The sequence below is a fragment of the Marinomonas sp. ABL3_031 genome, assembly GCF_056161265.1.
The window spans coordinates 240,536-260,478 of the sequence record NZ_JBSWYU010000002.1 but is presented as its reverse complement, the minus strand read 5'-3'; the positions used below and the strand labels follow the sequence as shown (position 1 = coordinate 260,478).

General features: G+C 43.4%; 19 protein-coding genes. 8 read left to right on the top strand and 11 right to left on the bottom strand.

Annotation, left to right across the window (positions count from 1 at the left end; all coding sequences use genetic code 11):
• Positions 1-6: 6 nt before the first annotated feature.
• From ybeY to miaB, 3 genes are read right to left on the bottom strand one after another with little or no spacing between them, the layout of a single operon-like run.
• Complete coding sequence (gene ybeY / locus ACXAH2_RS03680; RefSeq protein ID WP_475076785.1) at positions 7-471, bottom strand: rRNA maturation RNase YbeY; 465 nt, start codon at positions 469-471, stop codon at positions 7-9.
• On the bottom strand, positions 471-1,544 hold the full coding sequence (locus tag ACXAH2_RS03675) for a PhoH family protein (RefSeq protein WP_475076783.1): 1,074 nt from the start codon (positions 1,542-1,544) through the stop codon (positions 471-473). Before ACXAH2_RS03675 ends, ybeY begins: the two co-directional genes overlap by 1 nt.
• Positions 1,545-1,557: 13 nt before the next feature.
• The gene (gene miaB / locus ACXAH2_RS03670; RefSeq protein ID WP_475076782.1) at positions 1,558-2,913 is read right to left on the bottom strand and encodes a tRNA (N6-isopentenyl adenosine(37)-C2)-methylthiotransferase MiaB; all 1,356 of its coding nucleotides are present in this window, start codon (positions 2,911-2,913) and stop codon (positions 1,558-1,560) included.
• Positions 2,914-3,115: 202 nt separating this feature from the next.
• On the opposite strand from miaB, the gene ACXAH2_RS03665 reads away from it, so the two are divergent.
• Positions 3,116-3,805 (top strand): hypothetical protein, encoded by a 690-nt coding sequence (locus ACXAH2_RS03665; RefSeq protein ID WP_475076781.1) that lies wholly within the window; start codon positions 3,116-3,118, stop codon positions 3,803-3,805.
• Here ACXAH2_RS03665 and ACXAH2_RS03660 read toward each other — a convergent pair whose 3' ends face one another.
• On the bottom strand, positions 3,806-4,885 hold the full coding sequence (locus ACXAH2_RS03660) for an OmpA family protein (protein WP_475076780.1): 1,080 nt from the start codon (positions 4,883-4,885) through the stop codon (positions 3,806-3,808).
• Between the two features lie 118 nt (positions 4,886-5,003).
• Positions 5,004-5,456, bottom strand: a complete 453-nt coding sequence (locus tag ACXAH2_RS03655; RefSeq protein ID WP_475076778.1) for an EVE domain-containing protein — start codon at positions 5,454-5,456, stop codon at positions 5,004-5,006.
• A 166-nt stretch (positions 5,457-5,622) separates the two neighbouring features.
• On the opposite strand from ACXAH2_RS03655, the gene ACXAH2_RS03650 reads away from it, so the two are divergent.
• The 3 genes from ACXAH2_RS03650 (at position 5,623) to ACXAH2_RS03640 (ending at position 8,553) form a co-directional block, all read left to right on the top strand.
• The gene (locus ACXAH2_RS03650; protein WP_475076777.1) at positions 5,623-6,729 is read left to right on the top strand and encodes an HD domain-containing phosphohydrolase; all 1,107 of its coding nucleotides are present in this window, start codon (positions 5,623-5,625) and stop codon (positions 6,727-6,729) included.
• A gap of 126 nt (positions 6,730-6,855) precedes the next feature.
• Positions 6,856-7,803 carry a histone deacetylase family protein gene (locus tag ACXAH2_RS03645; RefSeq protein ID WP_475076776.1) on the top strand — a complete coding sequence of 316 codons (948 nt, stop codon included), beginning with the start codon at positions 6,856-6,858 and terminating at the stop codon, positions 7,801-7,803.
• Positions 7,804-8,046: 243 nt separating this feature from the next.
• Positions 8,047-8,553: a P-loop NTPase family protein gene (locus ACXAH2_RS03640; RefSeq protein ID WP_475076774.1), complete on the top strand. Its 507-nt coding sequence runs from the start codon at positions 8,047-8,049 to the stop codon at positions 8,551-8,553.
• Between the two features lie 109 nt (positions 8,554-8,662).
• Here ACXAH2_RS03640 and ACXAH2_RS03635 read toward each other — a convergent pair whose 3' ends face one another.
• Positions 8,663-9,571 carry a helix-turn-helix domain-containing protein gene (locus tag ACXAH2_RS03635; RefSeq protein WP_475076773.1) on the bottom strand — a complete coding sequence of 303 codons (909 nt, stop codon included), beginning with the start codon at positions 9,569-9,571 and terminating at the stop codon, positions 8,663-8,665.
• Between the two features lie 2 nt (positions 9,572-9,573).
• Positions 9,574-10,491: an oxidoreductase gene (locus ACXAH2_RS03630; RefSeq protein WP_475076772.1), complete on the bottom strand. Its 918-nt coding sequence runs from the start codon at positions 10,489-10,491 to the stop codon at positions 9,574-9,576.
• Between the two features lie 239 nt (positions 10,492-10,730).
• Here ACXAH2_RS03630 and ACXAH2_RS03625 point away from each other — a divergent pair, with 239 nt between their 5' ends.
• The 4 genes from ACXAH2_RS03625 (at position 10,731) to ACXAH2_RS03610 (ending at position 12,703) form a co-directional block, all read left to right on the top strand.
• Positions 10,731-11,363: a glutathione S-transferase family protein gene (locus tag ACXAH2_RS03625; RefSeq protein ID WP_475076770.1), complete on the top strand. Its 633-nt coding sequence runs from the start codon at positions 10,731-10,733 to the stop codon at positions 11,361-11,363.
• 44 nt (positions 11,364-11,407) lie between these two features.
• Positions 11,408-11,794, top strand: coding sequence for a lysozyme inhibitor LprI family protein (locus ACXAH2_RS03620; RefSeq protein ID WP_475076769.1), 387 nt, complete (start codon positions 11,408-11,410; stop codon positions 11,792-11,794).
• Between the two features lie 87 nt (positions 11,795-11,881).
• Positions 11,882-12,430 (top strand): hypothetical protein, encoded by a 549-nt coding sequence (locus tag ACXAH2_RS03615; RefSeq protein ID WP_475076767.1) that lies wholly within the window; start codon positions 11,882-11,884, stop codon positions 12,428-12,430.
• 27 nt (positions 12,431-12,457) lie between these two features.
• The gene (locus ACXAH2_RS03610; RefSeq protein ID WP_475076765.1) at positions 12,458-12,703 is read left to right on the top strand and encodes a Rho-binding antiterminator; all 246 of its coding nucleotides are present in this window, start codon (positions 12,458-12,460) and stop codon (positions 12,701-12,703) included.
• A 90-nt stretch (positions 12,704-12,793) separates the two neighbouring features.
• Here the strand turns inward: ACXAH2_RS03610 and ACXAH2_RS03605 are convergent, their stop codons facing one another.
• The 4 genes from ACXAH2_RS03605 to ACXAH2_RS03590 all read right to left on the bottom strand — a co-directional run bounded on the left by ACXAH2_RS03605 (position 12,794) and on the right by ACXAH2_RS03590 (position 19,358).
• Complete coding sequence (locus tag ACXAH2_RS03605) at positions 12,794-13,429, bottom strand: NAD(P)-dependent oxidoreductase (RefSeq protein ID WP_475076764.1); 636 nt, start codon at positions 13,427-13,429, stop codon at positions 12,794-12,796.
• 122 nt (positions 13,430-13,551) lie between these two features.
• Positions 13,552-14,478: a Tle-like phospholipase domain-containing protein gene (locus ACXAH2_RS03600; protein ID WP_475076762.1), complete on the bottom strand. Its 927-nt coding sequence runs from the start codon at positions 14,476-14,478 to the stop codon at positions 13,552-13,554.
• 249 nt (positions 14,479-14,727) lie between these two features.
• On the bottom strand, positions 14,728-17,748 hold the full coding sequence (locus ACXAH2_RS03595; protein WP_475076761.1) for a glycoside hydrolase family 31 protein: 3,021 nt from the start codon (positions 17,746-17,748) through the stop codon (positions 14,728-14,730).
• A 20-nt stretch (positions 17,749-17,768) separates the two neighbouring features.
• A complete protein-coding gene (locus tag ACXAH2_RS03590) occupies positions 17,769-19,358 on the bottom strand; it encodes a hypothetical protein (protein ID WP_475076760.1) in 1,590 nt (529 codons plus the stop codon).
• Between the last annotated feature and the right edge of the window lie 585 nt (positions 19,359-19,943).

The window sequence follows — 19,943 nt, the reverse complement described above, 5'->3', positions numbered from 1 at the left end:
GTTAACTCACTCTTTTATCAAATAAGGGTCGGTAATTGACAAAGAAGCCAATAATTCGGTTTCTAAATTTTCCATTTCTTCTGCGTCATCTTCCTTTATATGGTCATAACCGCGTAAATGCAAGATGCCGTGAATCGTCATGTGCGCCCAGTGGTCAAACAGAGCTTTTTCTTGTTCAATGGCCTCTTTTGCTACCACTTGCTGACAGATGACCAAATCACCTAATAAAGGTAACTCGATACCAGCTGGGGCCTCAAACGGAAAAGATAACACATTGGTGGGTTTGTCTTTGCCGCGATATTCGTGATTGAGCGATTGGCTTTCTGCTTCGTCCACAATCCGAATGGTGACTTCATAGAGATCACCAGAGTTGGGTAGGGCTTTCTCTACCCATAAGCGAAAATCAGCTTCACTGGGAAGCTGATCGGTGGATTCACAGGCAATTTGTAAGTCGAGTTCTAAGTCAGGCATCAGTTTTTCTGCACTTCAGTCGCTGGGACGGCCGCCACATTCGCTGCTTGGATTTTTTCCGCAGCACGGGCTTCATTGCGTGCTTTCTTTTCGGCTTCGGCTTCGTCGTCGTATTTATCGTAAGCTTCCACAATGCGTTGTACCAAAGGATGACGTACCACATCGGCAGCGTTGAAGGTGGTCATACTGATGCCGTTTACGTCTTTCAGCACGTGCATAGCGTGTGCCAAACCAGAAGCGGTGCCGCGAGGTAAATCCACCTGGGTTCGGTCTCCGGTAATCACGGCGGTAGAGCCGAAGCCAATACGCGTTAAGAACATCTTCATCTGTTCGCGGGTGGTGTTCTGACTTTCATCCAGAATGATGAAGGCGTTATTTAGGGTACGACCACGCATGAAGGCCAACGGCGCAATTTCAATGACATTTTTTTCGATCAGTTTGTCGACCAGTTCAAAGCCCAGCATTTCGTATAAGGCATCGTACAAAGGGCGTAAATAAGGGTCGATTTTTTGTGATAAATCCCCCGGTAAAAAGCCCAGTTTTTCACCCGCTTCCACTGCGGGACGCACTAACATAATACGCTCGACCAGATCGGCTTCTAGGGCTTCGACGGCGCAAGCCACAGCTAAGTAGGTTTTGCCTGTGCCGGCGGGACCTATGCCAAAATTGATATCGTGTTTGCGAATTTGAGTCACGTATCTTTGTTGGTTTTTGCCCTTGGGTTTAATAAAGGCTTTGCGGGTCTTGATGACGACTTGGTTCTGGTCACCTTTCCTATTGCTGGTCAGTGATTCAATGGCCGATTCTTGTAGGTACAAGTGTACCGTCTCGGGAGAAATCTGAGGATTAGCCAAAGCTTCACGATAAAGATTTTGCAATAAGGTTTTGGTGGCCATGACATGTTCGGCATTGTCACCTGAAATATCGAAAAGCTCAGCGCGGTTGCGAATGTTAACCTCAAGGCGCTTTTCGATTTGTTTGATGTTTTCATCAAGTTGTCCGCACAAACCCGCCAAGGCGGCTGCATTGGCTGGTTCAAGTCGGATTTGTTGAGTTGTCTGTGTGGTTTCCAAGGGCTACCTGTATTTATTGAATAACAAAATCATTGTCGAGTTCTGAACTGATTAACTCGCCCAATAAAGAGTTTGGATACGCATCTGTAATAATGACATCAGCAAACTTACCAATTAATTGTGGATCAGATGCGCGGAAATTGACAATACGATTATTTTCCGTACGACCTTGAAGCTGACCTGGATCACGTGGTGAGTAGCCGCTGACCAAGATACGTTGAACTTCTCCCACCATGGCCAAACTGATATCAAACGCCTGTTGGCTGATACGACGCTGTAAAATAGCTAAACGCTCTTTCTTCACGTCTTCTGGAGTATCGTCAGCTAAGTCAGACGCTGGCGTACCTGGACGCTGACTGTAAACAAAACTGAAGGAGTGATCAAAGCCAATTTCTTGGATTAAATTCATGGTATCGACGAAATCCTCGTCCGTTTCACCCGGGAAGCCAATGATGAAATCAGAAGACAAACTGATGCCAGGGCGCGCGGCTTTAATACGGTTAATCTTATCAATATAGTATTGACGATCGTGGCCACGTTTCATGGCGCTCAGTACTTTGTCGGCACCACTTTGTACTGGCAAATGTAAATGGCTTACTAGCTTAGGTTCAGTACGGAATGCTTCAATTAGACTGTCGGTAAATTCCACTGGGTGAGACGTGGTAAAACGAATACGTTCAATACCGTCAATGCGCGCCACAGCTTGAATCACATCGGCCAGATCCGCTTCATCACCTTCTGCGGTTTCCCCACGATAAGCGTTGACGTTTTGACCTAATAGATGGATTTCTCGCACCCCTTGTTCTGCCAGTTGAGCGGCTTCTAGTAAGATGCCGTCAAACGGACGGCTGACTTCTTCACCACGAGTGTAAGGCACCACACAGAAAGTACAGTATTTACTGCAACCTTCCATAATGGAAACAAAGGCTTCTGCCCCGTCAACACGCGGCGCGGGCAAGTGGTCAAACTTTTCAATTTCGGGAAACGTCACATCGGTAATCGGAATGTGCGTGGCCGCGGCATTCACCATTTCAGGTAATTTGTGCAAGGTTTGCGGGCCGAAAATCATGTCCACGTGTTTTGCGCGTTTACGAATATTGTCACCTTCCTGACTGGCCACACAACCGCCCACACCAATTACCAGATCCGGATTCTTTTGCTTGAGTTTTTTCCAACGTCCCAGTTGATGAAAGACTTTATCTTGGGCTTTTTCGCGGATAGAGCAGGTATTTAATAACAGCACATCCGCTTCTTCAGCGTTTTCGGTAAGCTCCATTTCATGGCTTTCGCCTAACAAGTCTGCCATACGCGAAGAGTCGTATTCGTTCATCTGACAGCCATGAGTTTGGATAAAGAGTTTTTTTGCCATGTAACCTATAAACCTAAAAAGAGTTCGTCATTTCGACTTTGCGGCTATTATATTTGGCTTTGCTTCCGAATCCCAGACTTGAAGAGACATTCCCGTCATATTTAATGCAAATATCACCTTCTTTTGCACGTTTTGGTGGCGCTTTATCGGGATTAACCTCACAATACCTATTGATTTGGCGTCAGTAGCGGGAGGCGATGAGTTGAAGGGGTTGCTAGGATGTATTTTGCTGTTTTGTGTGTCAGCTGACCTGTATGCAGAACAGGAAAAGGAAAAAGCCAATTTTGTCGTGGGCTTAGGTTATGGGCTATTGGATAGCAAGTCATTACTGAATCTAGACATGAAAATCAATATGCCAATCAACGACTATTTAACCGCTCAGGTTTTATTGAACAGCAATTATTTGATTGTGGGTTCTAACAGCGGCAGCTTTGCGCAATCTGAGTTTTTTTCCAATTGGTATCTTGGCAATGAAGAGGGCCGCTTAGGATTGGGATTAGGATACAGTGAACTGGAACCCATGGACAAAGAATTGCAAGTTGACCGTGAAGTGATAGGTCAATTTAGTGCAGATCTTTTTATGGGCGATGCTTCGCTCCTTGCTAATATTCAATCTAATGACGCTTCTTTGAGCAACACTACCAGCTCGCGTTTTGGTGTGGGCTATTACTTTGATGATAATTTCAGAGTGTCTCTCTACCGCGAAAAATTTAATGGCTTGCCCACAGGTTGGCGCTTAGAGTCATACTATCAACCTCTTAAATATCGTGATCTTGCCAGTGTCGGAGTGATTTTAAGGACAAGTGAAGAGTACGATTATTTAGGGGTCATGTTGCAGTATTTCTTTGATTACAAAGCGAGCTTAAAAACTCGTGAACGTCGTTATTATTAGTCAGTTTTTCGGTTGAACAGGACGAAATAAAGGAAGAGGGGGAATGTTGGAAGCATTGCTTAGATCGAGATTATCAACGCTCCAAATGGTCCATTTGGCCGCAATAAATTGCTTGGATAACGCAGGCTCTTCAAAAAGCTGCACTTCGACTCGGCGATTTTTCGCGCGACTGGTGACCGAATCGTCTAAGCCAATAGGGCGCTCTGCTCCGTAACCTTTGACTTTTATTTGCGCTTCATTCAGTGAGCGAATCGACTGCAAATAACGCGCAACCTGTTGGGCGCGCTTTTCTGAAAGTAACTGATTCAAACTGGGTTCACCACTGCTGTCGGTGTGCCCCGTGATGAATACAAATAAGGATGGATTCGCGTCCATTTGTTGTGCTATTTCGACTAGAGTGTCTTTTTGTTGCCTTGTTAACCGATATTGATTCACAGCAAAGGGAATCTGCCATTGGTTGGTGGACTGTGGGGCAGGCAGCAAAATAGTGCCGCTGACACGTCGATTTTGGAACCGATTTTGTTCGTTGGTGTTGTCCACCAAAGGTCGATTTGCTCCATAGGCCAAACGCAGCATGCGCTGCTCTTCTATGCCGTATTGATGATGTAAATACTGGGCAATGGCATCGGCTCTTTGGTAGGACAAGCGCAGGTTAAACCAATTTGCTCCTTGATTATCCGTATGACCTTCTAGATACATCCGACTGTGTGGATGTTGTTGCAAAAACTCCCCAATTTCAGTGATTTGATGAAGCTGTTCTGGCGGTAGTTGGGCTTCGGAGCTGGCGAAGTGAATTTGCAAGTGGATCCGATAATGCTCGGTGTGGATTGTTGGGCAGCCTGTGTTGCCTATAGCGCTTCCTACTGGCGTGTCGGGGCAAAGATCGCGAGAATTTATGACACCATCCCTATCATTGTCTTGCAGTAGCAGTTGGAGAGACGTTGGGTATATGGCTTGCGCGTTTAGTTTAGTGCTGGCTAAGCCCAAGACAAGGCAGGACAATAAACACAGCAAACAGGCTTGGGCCAGCGGCGGAATTTTGTTGCGGTCGAGTAAAGCGGTATTTACCATCAAATGCATAGGGTTAATCTAAAAGCGGCTCTAAAAATCTTCTTAACAATAATGCAGGTGACAACAAACCTAATGAACAAGATGATATTTCCTTTGTGACAAGACTAATGGCGACATGTCTTAAATGTTAATAGGTTTTCGTTATGTGCTCCCAGTGAGCCTTGTTGATGGGCATAATCGACAAACGACTGCCTTTTTTTACCAAAGGTAATGCGGTTAAAAGGGCATCGGCTTTTAACTCGGCTAGCGTCACCAAGCGCGGCCATTTCTCAACAAAGGCAAGGTCTACCATATACCATCTAGGGTTTTGTGGGGTGGACTTTGCATCATAGTAAGGGCTTTTGGGGTCCCAACTGGTGTGGTCAGGATAAGCTTCTTTAACCACTTTGGCTATACCGACTATCCCAGCAGGTTTGCAACTGGAATGATAGAAGAAAACCAAGTCGCCCACTTGCATTTCTTTCATAAAATTTCTGGCCTGATAATTACGCACACCATCCCAAGGTGAAATCTGCATTTCTGCAAGGTCGTCAATAGAGAAGGCATTTGGTTCAGACTTCATTAACCAATAATTTGGCATAATAATCTCGCTCTGTTTGCACAATGAAACATTCTGTTTGTTTCCCCTTGGCCAGATTCTAACTACACTAAAAGTCTGACCCTATTAAGAAAGCCCAATGTTATTAAAATAGCTAACGTCATGATAGGCCTCAATGTTTTGCGGTGAATTATTTCGGAAGATAAGAATGAGCCATTTTGCTTGTAAAGAGTTTTCAGCGCTGGAAAAAGAACTCAAAGATGATTTGTTGGAATGCTATGTAGAAGCACAGCAAGAGATTGAAGAGATTGTTAATAGTATCGAAAGCGAAGGTTTTTCCTTTGATAAATTGGATCAGTTGTTTCGTTCTTTGCATAGTATGAAAGGCAACTGCTCTGTGTGCTTTCTTGATCCATTGGTGGAGGTGCTTCATAAGTTAGAAGAAATTGTCGATGGTATGCGCGGCGGTTACATCAAATATGATTCTCATTTAGGGGATTTGATTAATGTCGTCATCGAAAAAGTCTATTCCCTTCTTAAAGAAATTTATCAATCTCATGTGGCAGAAAGTGAATTACGCGACACATTACAACAAGGTTTAGATACCATCTATGCTCATGAAGAGGACTCAGAGCGTCCTCATCTCGCCGTGCAACTTTTAAAGCAGTGTTCAGATCAAGGGGTAGAAGAAGAGGATGAGGCCGACAGGGACGCTGCCGCTCTTATCATTAAAGTGGAATTTACAGAGCAGCAACAAGTGGACATTGACTTGTTTGCTGGGTTCAGTCACAAGTTGAACCGCTTGCTTGGTTATTCTGCTGAGCGCAGTGAACGTATACTCAAACTTTGTCAGCTGATTAATGTGGAAACCAAAACTCCGGTAGACTTCTGCCAACTGAGTGCGGCGGCTTATATGCATAATATGGGCATGGCGGTGATTCTTAACTGCAAAGATGATGAAGCAGCCAAGCAACAAGCGGAACGCAATCACCCATGCGTCGGTGCGAAATTGCTGTCCAAACATGAAGGTTGGGAAGACGCCGTTACCATGGTGCAGTCTCACAAAGAACGCTTTGATGGGACAGGCTTTCCAGAAGGTTTGGTTGGTCCTTTGATTCCACAAGGCGCTTTTATCTTATCCATGGCGGTCATGTTTATTGACATTGTATGGGGGAAATCGGGCAGTGAATACAACAAAAGTGCCATGCGAGCGGTGCAATTGGTGAATTTCGAAAGTGGCAAAGGTTTCCCACCACATTTGATTGAGTCCTTTAACTCTGCCATTCGTAAAGTCTTGGTCGCCAAACGCAAATAGTGGGTTAGGAAAAGAATAAACCACGCAAAGAAAACCTGCGTATTCAGTGAATCCCTGATAAGATCTTGGGTGGTTTGCCCATTCACTATTTGTTAACGAATGACTGTTTTCACTGCCTAGAGTTTTATGAAATCTGCTTTATTGCCTTTGGTGTTTCACTCTCATTACAGTATCCCTTTTCCTGCCGGACACAGATTTCCCATGCACAAATTTCGTTTGCTGGCAGAAACGTTACGGCAGCAGGGCATACTTACCGACGACAATCAGCATACGCCAGAACCACTGTCTTTGTCCGTCTTGATGGCGGCTCATGACAAAGCTTATGTGCAGCGCTTTATTCGTGGTGAATTGACTGCGCAAGAGGAAAAAGACATAGGTTTGCCTTGGTCTGAATGGTTAGTGGAGCGAACCTTACGGGCGGTATCGGGTACGATTTTGACCAGCCAATTGGCATTGCAATATGGTTTGGCTTGCCATCTTGCTGGTGGCACACACCATGCTCATCCTGCTCACGGAGCCGGTTTTTGTATCTTTAACGATCTGGCTGTGGCGGCCTTGAATCTGCTCGATACGCACAGAGCACAGAAGATACTGATTCTAGATTGTGATGTGCATCAAGGTGACGGTACCATTGCCTTTTTTGCCAATCATCCAAAGATAGTGCCAGTATCCTGGCATTGTGAAGAAAACTACCCTAATCAGAAACAAACGGCAGGTTTGAATATCGCCATTCCCAAAGGAGCGGATGATCAAACCTATTTAGACATATTGAAACGTACCTTGCCAGGTATTTTGGCTCAGCATCAAGCGGACTTTGTGTTCTATGATGCGGGAGCCGATGTACATCAAGAGGATCGTTTGGGACATGTAAAACTCACCGATCAAGGGGTGTTAGCGAGGGACAAATACGTCATTGAAAGTTGTTTGGACTTGGGCATTCCGACGGCTTGTGTGATCGGTGGAGGCTATGATCGACAAGAGCACAAGGTAGCTTGGCGTCACAGTTTATTGCACCAAGCGGCACAACAGGTCTGGCAATCGCACAGCTTTATAAAACAATGTAAAGCTGTCTAATATTAAGACCAAGAAGCGCAAACAAGTCATTAAATGGCGTTTGACTTAACCGTCTCTCATGCTGCAGAATGAAAATCATGAATATGAACCCATTATATCCAGCCGCTCGAATTATCATCATTCCATAAGAATGGTGGGATTTGATGTGTGCAAAATTATTAAAACCCACCTTTGAGGTGGGTTTTTTATGATCATTTAAAACTCCCTCAAGGTCATTTTCATAGAAAAAATTGAGGAGACACCATGAACAAAGTCGCCGTATTTGGCAAACCTGGTAGCGGGAAATCCACCTTAAGCAAAGCCTTAGCAGAGAAAACGGGTTTACCATTGTACCCATTGGACAGTTTGGTCTATCAAGCCGATGGTGATTTGGTGCCAAGAGAAAGATACGATCAAGTTCACGCAGACATAGTTTCATCTGACGCTTGGATCATTGATGGTTTTGGCCCAGTGGGTTCGTTTTACCAAAGATTGGCGGCAGCCGATACCTTGATCTATGTGGATCTGGCGTATTCAACCTGCTATTGGCTAGTGACCAAACGCTTGCTCAAAGGTTTGTTTGTCAAACCTGAAGGTTGGCCTGAGGGCAGTTCTATCATCAAAGGCAGTTGGCAAAGTTATAAAACCTTAAGACTCTGTCCTAAATTTTGGAATCAAGATTTTGGTCTCAAATTGGAGGCTTATTCTGCCGACAAGCAAGTGTATGTGATCAAATCGGTTGCTGAGTTAAAGCATTTTGTCAAAGAATAAACTGAGCTAAGTCCGAGTGCTCCTAATGCAGTAACCATCTGTCTCAATAAGAGAAAAGATATTTAACAAAAGGAAGAGGTGTTATCAGATAATGCACCTTCCCCAGCATTCAATGAGCGTGTCGAAACTCCATTGGCGTCATTCCAGTATTGCTTTTGAACATTCGACTGAAGTATTGCGGATACTCAAATCCTAACGAATAGGATATTTCGGCAACGCTATCATCTGAACTGAGCAGACGGTGCTTAGCCAACTTTAAAATAAAGTTATGTATGGTTTCCTTCGCGCTGTAGCCGGTTTCTTTTTTTAATAAATCGCTCATGTATTTAGGCGAAAGGCATACTTGTTCAGCAATTAACTTGACGCTGGGGAGACCTATTGTGTCTTGGAATGCTGTGGTATAGTAGTTTTCCAACGCCGTATTTACCTTGTCTAATACTCTCAGGTTAATGTGTTTTCGAGTAATAAATTGGCGGTTGAAATACCTGTCTACGTACCTGAGCAACAGATCTATGTTACCTCGTTGAATATCTTGACTGAAGTCGTCGATATCTTGGTTCAACTCCTTACGGACATTGCGAGTAATTTCATTTAGAGAGGTCATTTCACTTTCCGACAAATGCAAGGCTTCGTTGACCTCGTAAGAGAAAAATCCGTAATTATGGATGACGGTTAATAGCGGATGACCAATCAGAAAGTCGGGGTGAAAGTAAACTGCCCAGCCTGCCATTTCCCCCTTCTGAAAAGAATCTTCCGCAGCAAATACCTGACCGGGCTCCATAGCGAACAAGGTGCCGCTTTCAAAATCGAAGTGGCCTCGACCGTATCTCATTGGCGAGCCGATGACGGTTTTTAACGTTATGCAATACAGGTTAATTGCAATGCGTTGGCCTATTAGCGCTTGGTTAATCTCCAGTTGCGATAAGTCAATCACGGTCAATAATGGGTGTTTAGGGGCGCCAAAGCCGAGGTGACTGTGTAGTTCGCTGACGGAGTGAATTCTGACTATATCTTCCATGGCTAGACATGACCTACGGCAAAGGTTTCATTGGTAAGTTGTTCTGTGACGCGCCATAACTGTTGACGTAAGATGGGATCTTCTGCTTGTTTTGGTGGCGAGACTTTTTCTGGATGGCCACGAAATCCGCCCATTTTGGTTGGACCGAAGTAGTCACCGCCAGCGACGTCTGGTGAAGTTGCTGCGCGTAACAGTGACAAGGCACCCATTTCTGGTTTTTGTGCCAGTATCGCGTTCATAACCACCCCTAACATTCCCATGTTCTGCTGTAGATTCGTTGCCGCGTAGCCAGGATGCGCCGCAACAGATTTTACTTTGCTGCCAGTTTCATGAAGTCTTTTGTTCAGTTCCAAAGCAAACATAATATTGGCCAACTTGCTTTGAGCATAGGATGGCATTTTTTTGTAGTTGTTTTCAAATTGCATATCATCAAAATAGATTTTTGCTACTTTCGACTCTGCTGCCATGCTGCTGACAGTGACGATTCGAGCGTCTTGGGTCGATTCCAATAATGGCATCAACTCACTGGTTAACACAAAATGCCCCAAGTGATTAGTCGCTAATTGCAGTTCAAAACCTTGTTTTGAGATCTGTCGTTCGTTGGGCATCATGATGCCTGCGTTATTGATCAGTACATCTAAACGCGAGTAGGTGGCTTTAAAGGATTCGCTAAAGGTTTTTACTGAATCTAAGTTTGCTAAATCGAGATGCATTAGCACAATATCTGCCGTTGGAACTATTTTCAAAATGCGCTCTTTTGCGACATTTCCTTTCTCAAAGTTGCGCACGGCAATGATAATACGTCCTCCTTTTTTGGCCAGTTCCGTCGCGGTATAAAAGCCTAATCCGCTGTTTGCGCCAGTAATGAGAAATACTTTATTGTGCTGTGAGGTAAGCTTGCTTATTGTCCAGGTGCTCATGGTTTATCTCCGAGAATTATCATTAGGGACATCATAGGAGATTCAGTAAACTTGCGTGTTATACAAACATCGGATTCTTGTATACAAAACACTCTATTTTCTATTCGACGACCTAAATTAACCTTAGCTTTGCCTTTTAAATGTGTTTAACAAATGAGTGATTGAGCGGAATGGATCAATAAAATGAGGCACTTTGTACGCTCAGGCAGTCTCTAAATGGATGAACAAGGAAAAGCCTAATGGAAATAACACTTTACGGTACCAATCTATCGGCCAACTATCGAAAAGTCCTTGCTGTCGCAAAGGAACTTGGTATTCAAACCAATGAACGCGAAGTGAACGTTTATGCTGGAGCGGGTCAAACTGCAGATTTTCTCGCCACCAATCCGCTTGGTCAAATTCCTGTGCTACAGCACGAAAACATGACACTGACGGAATCCAATGCGATTGCGCTGTATCTTGTCCGTTTGATAAAAAATCACCCTCTTGCTGCGCAAGATGACACTGAACAGGCCATTATTTTGCAATGGCTGTTTTGGGAGAGTAGCCAGTGGCAGCCTATGCTTTCAGAGGTGATGGGAGCGCAAGTAGGGCACGAATTATTACCAAGTATCATACCGGAGCCAGAATCTCCTGTGGATTGGTCGAATCCCAAATGCGTTAAGCTGCTTGCTTATCTCGAAAATGCATTAACAGATACTTGGCTAGTGAGCGGACGTCTGACCGTCGTCGATTTTGTTGTGATGGCCATGACGACCTATTTTAAAGCCAGTCAATTTCCTTTTGATCATTATCCCAACATAGCAAAATGGTATCACCAGATGCACCAACGAAGTGCTTGGCAAGAAACATTGCACTCTTTATGGCGTTAGCTTTATGGTGTTAAGTTAAATACTAGAATACTAAGGATGTAAGAATGAAAGTATTGATAACCATTTTGATGGCTTGTTATGCCGTTTTAGGAACGGCGCAAAACATTGATGAAAGATGCGAGTTGCCAGACACCCTATGTGAACGACAACTCAACTTCGAGGCCTCGGACAAAGAGCTTAATCGAATATATAAGCGTATTATGGCCAGTATAAAATCTGGTGAACTGGCGGACAGAATGTATGTTGATGCCAATGAACTGAGGCAAAGTTTGCTGAGTAGTCAACGAGCCTGGATCACCTTCAAAGATCAAAATTGTGCTGCTCTTTATACTTTACATAGTGGTGTTTCTGGTCGACATGAAGCCGAAATGGATTGTTTAATTGATATGACTCAAGCAAGAAGCCAATATTTGCAGGAAAACTATTTATAGCGCCTTGATGTTGCGACTAAGTCATGTAAATTTAAAATGCTGAGGCAAACTGCGCTCCCCATTCAATATGAAAATTGGAGTTTCTGTATGAAGAGTACACACTGGCAGTTTTCAGGGAAAAGTGTATTGGTTCTGTTGCTGCTGACCAACACCTTGTATGCCATTATGCTGACTTATAGCATCCCCAAAGTGATGGCGTATTCTGACTTATTGCCCTTATTTGATATGCGTCCACAAGGATATGGCCGTCAAGATGTGTTGATTTTGTTAGATAGGTTGGGCGCAGAAGGGCGTCATCTGTATCTCAGTTTACAGTTAATATTGGATGTTATTTATCCAATTTTATTTGCCCTGTGTTACTTTGCTTTGAGTCGTTGGCTGATGCAAAAAGGAAAGCTAACCAAGGGGTTCTGGTGGGGCATAGCTATACTACCAATCTTGGTATGCCTAAGTGACTATGCAGAAAATATCGGCATTTTGTTCATGCTATTACAGTACCCAAATCTGTCAGAGCTTGTGGTCACAGTCACTAGCTTACTAACGCAAATGAAGAGTTATCTCACACTGATGTATTTTGCTGGTGTCACCATAATGGCCCTTTGGGTTGTAAAAACTTGTTTCTTTCAGCCTAGGTAATTCTGGGTCATAAATAGCAAGGTGACTATGCTGAGTTGCGGGCACTACGACTGCATAGAGATCGTCTGCATGTTCCACTATCCCGTGGCATTGACCTTAACAACTGGCGAAGTGGTTTCCGGCAAAGCTTTGGACACCAAGCAGAATGCGGCCAGAGAAGAGTGCATGGAAATAGAGCAAGAACAGAAAGCGATTTTGGTTGTCCTAGAGTCAATCGCCGAACTCAACATCCTCGTTGACAACCCGCATTTTGACCAAGTGGTGTTTGAATGAATAGGGCGGTGACTTAGCGACTTGTTTGTTGCCAAACACACTAAGCCCACCAAGATGGCGAGGGCTTAGTTGCTTTGACACTCTGCAGTATTAAGCAATGGCAACAAATGGCGCTTTGTGAACCCATTCGTCACTTTGTACCTGGTCAAGCATAAACTTAGCCAGATCAGGCAAGGTGATTTTGCCTCCTGGCATTTTTTGGTCATCCGCGAGAACCTGGCCTGTGGCGGGTTTTTTTAGAATTAAATTGGCACGAACGCTCACCCAATCTATGTCTTTTTCGTTTAACAAAATTTGCAATTCGGCTTTCTTTGCGTCCTTCATATGCTTTAACAAAAGGCCCACAATAGTACTTAAAAAGCGGCGTTTAAACCCCACGTATTCATTAGGTAAAATGGTGCCAGAGCCATTAATACTGACCAATTTTTTAACGCCAACGCGCTTCATGGCATCGACTAAAATCTTGGTAATTTTAATGAAGGCTTCATATTGATCCGAGCCTTTCACCCCGCCAGCGGCATTCACAACGGCACTACAACCAGCCAATGTTTCTTCTACTTTTTCTTTGTCTTCTAGACTGCCTTGTATGATTTGTATTTTGTCGCTTGTGATGGTTAATTTCGCAGGGTTTCTGACTAAGATTTTTACTTCATAGCCTTCATCAATAGCTTGTTTTAATACTGCTCGACCAACAAAGCCTGTAGCGCCTAAAATGGCAATTTTCATACTTTACCCCACACTGAATAAGCTTTTTATGTTTAGAGAATGATCATAATATTATTTGCTCACTTAAAGTAAGTACTATGGTAAAGGTAAGTATGAAAAGAGTTGATTAATTCGAAGACAAATCACAAAGTCAAATTACACTTAAGGTTCTTATTGAGAATTTCTTTTGCGTCTGAATCACCATTTGCCGCCGCTAGCAGCAACAAGCCTCTCGCGAAGTTGTACATATTGTGTTGTCGAAAGCCATTGCCTAAAGAAAAATCGTATTCTTCAGCGGTGACCGTACCTGGTGCTAATGGCGAAAAATAGCGAATAAACTTTATTATTTTCAGTATTTCGTAATTTTCTCTTAGCACATACCGAGTAGCATTTTTCGCTTTGCCTGATACCCATTTTCTTTCTGAAGCATTAAAGGTAAATGCAAACACATTCTCATGATACCAAGACACGTGATAGGCAAGACTTCCGCCTAACGAATGTCCAACTAAATAAACCGTCGCTTTCTTATATTCATCACGTGATTTGAGTTGCTTGTATAATGTTTGTGCGATTTGATATTGTGCTGGCATTCTGCCGGATTGTTCCGTGGCCAGCCTTAAATTAGCATCCCAATCACCATTTCCATCTGTACCACGAAATACAATGGCAATTTTCTCAACTTGATCATTACGTTTGTATTCCCAAAGGTCGGCTTGAAACTCCACTTCTTGATGACTGCCTTCTTTACCACGGAAGTGCTTAACGTAATGCCAATCTTTAATCTTGAAATGGGCTTTATCGTGATAACTATTGCTTGCCATTAAAGCAAATTTATAAGCTGCAACGGCTGCTTTGTTATGGTTCTTATTATCTGGCACGTTATTACTGTAAGCGTTGACATAATGTTCGTAGTGGCAACTGAGAAATTTCGGTTGATCGCTGGGCTTAGTGGCATCCACTACTTCATGTTCGGATGGGACATACTCATCAGTAAATAACACAACCTCTTGCTTTAATGGAGCACAGCCTAAAAGCCCTATTAAGGATATAAACATAATGAATTGCTTCATACCTTCCTCCTCAAGAAACAGAGTGATGGATAGCATTAAAAATAACGAAAAGTGGCAGTGATTATTATTGGAATCAATGATGTGAACTAGAAAAAGCGCATAAATTCAGCTTAGAAGAGAAGGATGAATATTGCCAATATGATATACGCCTGTAGCCACTTAGCCGATTATTTGTATGTTTTCAGTTAATGGAGTCAGAGCAAGGTGCGATGTTTGCTTTGACTCATTTATGATTGTTTTTTTAGGTATCTAGAAAAACACTTTTAGTTGTATCTCCTCATCAGTGAAAAATACTTTAATAAAAGTCGTTTTAATGTTGGCATTCCAGTAGTAAGCATTTGACGTCGTACTTGCCAGCGCATCTGCCGCTTCGTTTGGTGTGGAGCGGATGATATTGCTGATAAGGTTGCCATTAATACTGACTTCAGTGGGGAGGTTAGTACCCAGAAGTGATACGTAGTAGTAGTTTACTGGCGGTTGAAACTGGGTCACTTGAGGAGAAATTGTGATCAGTTGTCCGTTGGTGATACCTTGATGTGATACCTTTGTTAAACGGTAGTTGCCTGTCTCGTAGCTGCGCGTGAGGCCATCATCTTGATAGAGTTCATAGCTTGAGTCCTCTCCTGGATAGATGGACAGGGTAACTGGGTTGGCGTTATTTGGGTCGATGAATTGATCAATGTCTTTCATGGCAAGTATGGCGCCAGCTTTGACATAAATGGGGACTTGGTACAAGTTTACTGTGCCAATGGGAGCATGGTAGTTTTCGACCTTGGTCCCCCCTGCAACAGGAACTCCTAGTGGTTCTTGATCATTCGTGAAAGCATACCATTGAGTTTGATCATTGGCAGCTTGCGGTAGGTATATATCTCTGACTGAGCCATTCTGGGAATCTGGATCCATAATAGGAGCAACAAGGAAGGAGTCACCTATCATAAATTGTGACCATAGCCAATATCCCGCATTGCCATACACTTCTATGTCATTGGGAAAGTTTAAAAATAAAGCCCGCGCTATCGGCATGCCTGATTGGGTATTCTGATACATAGCATCGTAGAAGTATTGTATAAGTCGATAGCGAATTTGAATAAACAGACGGCAATTTTCTGGTACTGGAGAGCCGTAGTAGAAAGGCTCTTGGAATTCCTTATTATAGCCATCATAGTGAATTCGGAACCAAGGCAGAAATGCCCCCATTGTGACCCAGCGTGTAAAAAGTTCATAGTTTGCCACGCCGCCTTTGATCAGCCCCCCTACCACATAAGGTGTTCCCGTCGCTGATTCTCCATTGTCAAAAGGCACACAGCCACTACCTGAGCCAAATCCACCGATGTCGCAGCCAGATATTGGCACACCAGACAATCCAAAATTCAGCACTTCAGGTACGTTTATGCGAAGGAAGTCCCAGCTGGTGGCCGAATCTCCAGTCCAGATCGCGGCGTACCTATGCACTCCAGCGTAGCCACCTCGACCAATAATAAATGGACGTTTATCGCCTTGCAGCTTAAGTAGGCCATTGTATGTCGCCTTGATTAGCATAAGTGCAAAGGCGTTATGGACTTCGGCATTGGGCTTTTTATCGCCAAAATAAGTCATGTTTAAATCAAGCGGCAGTGTTTGAATATAGTTTCCATCTTGATTGTCGAAGTTAGCCGCCATTGCAGGGCAAGTCATGTCTTGCCAGACCATTTCTAAACCAGCCTCGATGAGGTATTGATATTGCTGCCCCCACCATTCTGAGACGACATTTTGGCCAAGATCTGGATAGTAACCGGATGTACCAAGGTTGATGACCGAATAAGGTTCGTTGGCTTGCAGTGTTTGATTCATTAGCTGGCTGGGAGTGAGAGGACTTGAAGGAAGCGTAGGTGATTTCTTAGGTGCTTCGTTTTCGTAATAATTGTCCATTGGAACGGGATAGGGGAAAGGATTCGTGCCAAAATTTTGTCCGTAGTCTTCCTTCGCGATAAAAAAGTTCTCAGCAGGTAATTCAGTGGAATCTGCAAAGTCATCCATAAGGAAATATCCTTTGCTACGACCTTCTACTACGGTTTGATATTCTGTATCTATAGAACCGTCTTCACTGTAGGGGTTGGCCGTAATCATGCCAGTGATGTTTGTTGAACATTTAAACCCCAAACCTTTCAGTTGTGCGAACATGTTCGACACATTGGGAAACTTCATTGGGCTATTGGTAAAGGTTCGGTAGTTGTTTTGAAAATCTACATCGATATGCAGACCATCAATGGGAATTTGCCATTTTCGGTAGCTCTCCGCAATATTGAAAAGCTTGTAGTTATCGAAATAGCCATAAGCTCCTTGGTGAAAACCGAGTGACCAAATAGGTGGTAATGGAGAAGGCCCCGTCAATTTTTGATACTGGGATAGGGTGTCTAGTGTGGTGTCGCCTGCCATGAAGTAATAGTCCAAACTTCCGTAAAGAGCGCCGAAGTAGTATCGACCATCCATGTTGGAATAGTCACTTGACCCCATATTGAAATAAGACTGAGAAACATTATCTAGAAACAATAAATACGAATAGGGATCACCTGCATAATCACCATTGGGGGATGGATTGTTTTCTATGGTCAAGGGCATTGAGTTGTAAAGTGGATCAGAAGGGTTGAGTGGTCCGCCTTCATTACCTGCTGGAACCACACCTGGAGAGCCATATTCAAAGTTATTAAAGTTGAAAAACGTCATTGTATACTGGTTTTTTACGAGCTGAGCGCCTGCTTTTTCGCCGAAACCAACATACTGTGCACTGTTTGGAAATTGTTTAAGGTTTGCCACCGCGCTTCCATCTGAGGCCCACATGATGTTTTTGTTCTCGCGACCTAAATAGTCTGTCCCTGCTCCAGGAATGTCACGATGTATTAACTGCCAGCCGTTTACTCCTTGTCCATTGCGGTTCGGGCGATAGACGCTTAGTCGATAGGGCATTAGGTCGGCAACAATTACCAGTGAAGCTGTTTCAAGGACTAATTGAGAGTCCGTTAGGCTTGACTGAACGTTTGGAGTTCCTAAGTTGTGATTGATAATGGCCAATGAATTATCGACCGTAAAATCGTAATTTTCGTCTGGATTGAAGCGCACACGAAATGCGTTTGGACCTAAAACGTAAAGCATGAGACTCGGTCGGTTGGCATTGGACGAAGTCAGCTTCCATTGGGTGTCGCTGATTTTGGTCACGCTGGCGTTGCCGAAGGTGTTCCAACCAGAGTTATTGGCTTGGAATTCGTTAACTTGTACAAAACGATATTGTGTCATTGGAAACTCCTTTTCACGATTTAGTCTGTTGAGGTTGATTTGAATTGAGCTTTAAGTTGCAGTAGCCAACTGAAATCTGCGGAAGTCGCCGGGCCATATATCACTTGCTTTTGTCCATAGTTATCTTGCAATGTATCAACGGCGACTCCAGCTGAGTAATGGCATCCCATACAGCTTTCAGTGCCAAAAGACGGAGTATCGTTGAAAGGGAAACCTTGAATTTGCAATTGGGCGGGTTGATTGCCTTTTTGCATATAGGTTTCCATCGTTGTATTGATTAAGAAAACAGGGTAGGGCTTACCTCCCGGCTTGTTATCAATTTGTGTTAATGCGGGATCATCTGGATTATCAAATTGATTGGGCGTGGCGGGCAGTGCTGACTCATCCGTTGGGAATTGTGTCCCTATCAGCTCGTAGTACTGAAGAATAGATTTCTCACTGGCAAGTTGGTTCTGGACTATTCTATTAAGCTGCTCAGTATTTTTGTCGATCGCAATGACACGGGTCACTTGAGTAGGAGGTTGTGTGCCATCTTGATCTTTTGGCGGTAATATATTCACGGGACATGAAGGGCAATTAGGGTTGTTGAAGCTGGGTAATAATTCACCTGTGTCTCCATTTCGATAGACAACGGGGTGCAAACTATTGGTTTGCACATTATCTACGTGCTCAAAAGTTGACCAAACCCACTGCTTATTGTCCTCTGTTTTGTGTGATATATGCATACCCACTAACCCTACATCGACTTCTACGCAGCGCTTATTGTTTTCCAGCACGATGGCTTCAAAGGTAAAGTATCTATCTTTTGGAGTCGTTGGAGTGAGTACTTTCCATGCCAGTTTAAGCTCAATCGCACCGGTATAAAGATTACTGTTGTCACCACTTGGAAAGTCAACACTCTGGCCACCCTTAGAAAAATCGATTTGACCATCAATGTTGTACAGTTCGTGCTTTACTAGGTAATCGAACTCGGCTTTATTCATCAGTACTTCGTAGCGCACAATATTGTTTTGCTGGTCGACAAGTGGGTAAGTAAATGCTTGATCTATTTCATCCGCGACGGTCATGGAGTTAGACATATTGACCACCTTGTTGGTGCGGTAAAGCATTTTTCGGCTGGTATCGACTTCGTTCTGATTGGTGCATATTGAAGGTAAGACAGAGTCATTGTTCCATGGGACGGGTTTTGATCCATCAGATTGATAAACCTGATAGCTTTCTTTCCAGTAGTCCCATCTTGGGGTGCCCGTATCCGTAAGATTTGGGGCAAGTTCAAGACCGTCTTTTAAGGTGGGCCAAAACAGAGCAATAAAGGTCTGCCACGAGTAAATATCAAAATATCGTTGTTTCTGATAATTGGTTTTCGCTTGGGAAATTGCGGACATATCGACATTGCACGGAATACCAGACGTGATATTTAGGTAGTCATAGCTATGATACTGTCCATCAGTGGACACACAGCCAAATACCCCTTTAAACTCAATTTCGACTCCCTTGTTTGATGGTGTGCTAGTTGCTGAACACGCTGAGGGTAAGGTCAATAGCAAAATACTGCATGCAATGAGACGCGAAAGCTTAGTAGAAAACCTTTTAAAATCTTGGTTAAACATACAACCTCCTGTTTATGTTGATAAACTGTCCTAGATACATCCTTAGTACATTGATAATAGATGCGTATCTATGCTTCATAAGAAGAGCGCGCTTTGACTCGATAAAGCACTCTCTCATGAATAAAGAAGTTGTCACCTATCACTGAATATAGTTAGCCTTGTATAAAAAATGATCTACTTTTCAAATTTGCACAAAATTTGCACAGATTGATGCTGGTGTCTGGTGTCTCTAGGGAGTGATAGAAGGAATTGCGTAAAAAGTACTACGATTTATAGGTAGCCATCTTCAAGTGTCACAGGTTAAACGGATTGATCATGATACCTGGTTAAATAGTTTAACGACCTAAAAATCGATGATAAGAGTCGTATGAAACATGTTATTTCATTATGTGATATGCAATTACCTAGACTAATTTGTTAGCAGGAATTGAAATACGAAATGGAACCTAAATTGAAGCTAGGTGATAAACCTTTCTAACCTTCACTTGTTAAAAGAAACCTGTATGCGATGAGTAAAGGAAGGGGGTGGTCAGTTTGCATTTTCATCGTGTCATTTCGCACTCCATTGTTGCAGCGTATTCAAAT

Coding starts and splice junctions, on each gene's coding strand:
- ACXAH2_RS03640 (WP_475076774.1), top strand. CDS start 8,047: ATGAACAAAGTCGCCGTATTTGGCAAACCTGGTAGCGGGAAATCCACC.
- ACXAH2_RS03635 (WP_475076773.1), bottom strand. CDS start 9,571: ATGGAAGATATAGTCAGAATTCACTCCGTCAGCGAACTACACAGTCAC.
- ACXAH2_RS03645 (WP_475076776.1), top strand. CDS start 6,856: ATGAAATCTGCTTTATTGCCTTTGGTGTTTCACTCTCATTACAGTATC.
- miaB (WP_475076782.1), bottom strand. CDS start 2,913: ATGGCAAAAAAACTCTTTATCCAAACTCATGGCTGTCAGATGAACGAA.
- ACXAH2_RS03595 (WP_475076761.1), bottom strand. CDS start 17,748: ATGACACAATATCGTTTTGTACAAGTTAACGAATTCCAAGCCAATAAC.
- ACXAH2_RS03615 (WP_475076767.1), top strand. CDS start 11,882: ATGAAGAGTACACACTGGCAGTTTTCAGGGAAAAGTGTATTGGTTCTG.
- ACXAH2_RS03660 (WP_475076780.1), bottom strand. CDS start 4,885: ATGCATTTGATGGTAAATACCGCTTTACTCGACCGCAACAAAATTCCG.
- ACXAH2_RS03655 (WP_475076778.1), bottom strand. CDS start 5,456: ATGCCAAATTATTGGTTAATGAAGTCTGAACCAAATGCCTTCTCTATT.
- ACXAH2_RS03625 (WP_475076770.1), top strand. CDS start 10,731: ATGGAAATAACACTTTACGGTACCAATCTATCGGCCAACTATCGAAAA.
- ACXAH2_RS03610 (WP_475076765.1), top strand. CDS start 12,458: ATGCTGAGTTGCGGGCACTACGACTGCATAGAGATCGTCTGCATGTTC.
- ACXAH2_RS03605 (WP_475076764.1), bottom strand. CDS start 13,429: ATGAAAATTGCCATTTTAGGCGCTACAGGCTTTGTTGGTCGAGCAGTA.
- ACXAH2_RS03600 (WP_475076762.1), bottom strand. CDS start 14,478: ATGAAGCAATTCATTATGTTTATATCCTTAATAGGGCTTTTAGGCTGT.
- ACXAH2_RS03620 (WP_475076769.1), top strand. CDS start 11,408: ATGAAAGTATTGATAACCATTTTGATGGCTTGTTATGCCGTTTTAGGA.
- ybeY (WP_475076785.1), bottom strand. CDS start 471: ATGCCTGACTTAGAACTCGACTTACAAATTGCCTGTGAATCCACCGAT.
- ACXAH2_RS03590 (WP_475076760.1), bottom strand. CDS start 19,358: ATGTTTAACCAAGATTTTAAAAGGTTTTCTACTAAGCTTTCGCGTCTC.
- ACXAH2_RS03630 (WP_475076772.1), bottom strand. CDS start 10,491: ATGAGCACCTGGACAATAAGCAAGCTTACCTCACAGCACAATAAAGTA.
- ACXAH2_RS03650 (WP_475076777.1), top strand. CDS start 5,623: ATGAGCCATTTTGCTTGTAAAGAGTTTTCAGCGCTGGAAAAAGAACTC.